This window comes from Vibrio sp. 10N.261.52.A1 (assembly GCF_002876325.1).
Taxonomy (GTDB): Bacteria; Pseudomonadota; Gammaproteobacteria; order Enterobacterales; family Vibrionaceae; genus Vibrio; species Vibrio chagasii.
This window is the reverse complement of record NZ_MCYD01001315.1, coordinates 1-1,525: the sequence shown is the minus strand read 5'-3', so window position 1 is coordinate 1,525 and position 1,525 is coordinate 1. Positions and strand designations below refer to the sequence as shown.

The 1,525-nt window shown below is 48.0% G+C and carries 1 pseudogene; it reads left to right on the top strand.

Annotated elements, in window-relative coordinates:
* Positions 1–1,425 (top strand): annotated as a pseudogene (locus tag BCT81_RS27260) (ribonuclease E); the annotation flags it as partial.
* Positions 1,426–1,525: the final 100 nt, after the last annotated feature.

Genomic DNA, 1,525 nt, shown 5'->3' with positions numbered 1-1,525 from the left:
TTCCTATTTGGCTCTTCAACTCAAGAAGAGAAGCAAGAAGAGAAACAAACTGAAGAGAAGCCTAAAAACAACCGCAATGGCAACCGTCAACGCCGTGACCGTAACGATAACCGCCGCCGTAACCAACGTGGTGAGCGTGGTGACAACCGTAACGATAACCGTGACAACAAACGCCGTCGCAAGCCTGCACGTGATGAGAAGTCTGAAGAGCAGAAAGATGCAGCTCCACAGCAAAATCGTCAACCTCGTAAGCCTAAGCAAGATCGCCGCAACAAGCAGCGTGATGAGCAGAAGCAACGCGAAGAGCAAGCACCATCTAAATTAGCAGAAGAAGGCCTACAGCTAGCGGCAGACGCACAAGCTGGTAAGTCAGATGCGCCAAAGGCTAAGCCTGAAGCGAAAGCTGCTAAGATCAAAGAGCGTCGCCAACGTCGTAAGCTGAACAAGCAAGTTCGTGTTAAAGACCAGCAAGCTCAAGCAGACGCGGCTGAAAACTCAACTAAGGAACAAAAAGCACCATCTGTTTCTAAAGAGCAAGCAGCAGCGAAAAACAAATCAGTAGCGCAAGAGCAAAAAGTTGCAGAGCAAGTTGAAGCAACTCAAGCAAATAGCGAGCAATCTGAACAGGAAGAACCGAAACAACGTCGTAACCGTCGTTCTCCACGTCACCTACGTGCAAGTGGTCAACGTCGTCGTCGCGGTCGTGATCGTCGCCCTAACCCATTCCGCCTACGTAAAGGTGGTGTAGCTTCTCCAGAGATGGCTATGGGTAAAGTGATGCCTCGCTTCATTCCAAAACCTCACCACAAACAGGCAAAACCTGAAGTGGCTGAAGTAGCAGTTGAAACGCAAACAGTGGTTAATACTCAAGAGCAAAATGTCGCTCAAGAGGCAGCTCCACAAAGCAGCGTTGTAATGGCAGGCGGTTTTGCATGTCCTGAACTGGCAATGGGTAAAGTGATTATCCGCCGTGAAGAGACTGCAGTAACTCAGGCACCAGTTGCTGAAGCTCCTGCTGTTGTTGAAGAAGCTCCAGTGGTTGTCGAAGCGAAAGTTGAGGCACCTGTCGTTGAAACACCAGTAGTTGAAGCACCAGTTGAGACTGTGAAAGCTGAGGAAGCAGTTGCTGAAGCACCAGCAGTTGAAGCTGAAGCGGCTGTCGTTGAACCAGCAAAAGTCGTTGAAGCACCGAAAGCTGAAGTGAAAGTTGAAGAAGCGCCTGTTGCAAAAGCAGAAACGCCAAAAGCAACAGTTGCGAAGAAGCAAGCGGGCTCACCAATGACTAAAGCTCCTGGTCCTCAAGAGATCAAAGAGATTGAAGTGGTTGCAGCACCGTTCCGCACTGAACGTTTTGTACCAAAAGGTGCAGGTAGTCAGGTAGCGTCAAACAAAGCTGGCGCAGGCATGACTAAGCCAAACTACTAGTGTTTACTACTGAATAATCATTAGAAAATCGAATCAAAGGCTGCTTATTTAAGCAGCCTTTTTCTTATCTGCTAATCGAATAAAAATTAATAGATATATT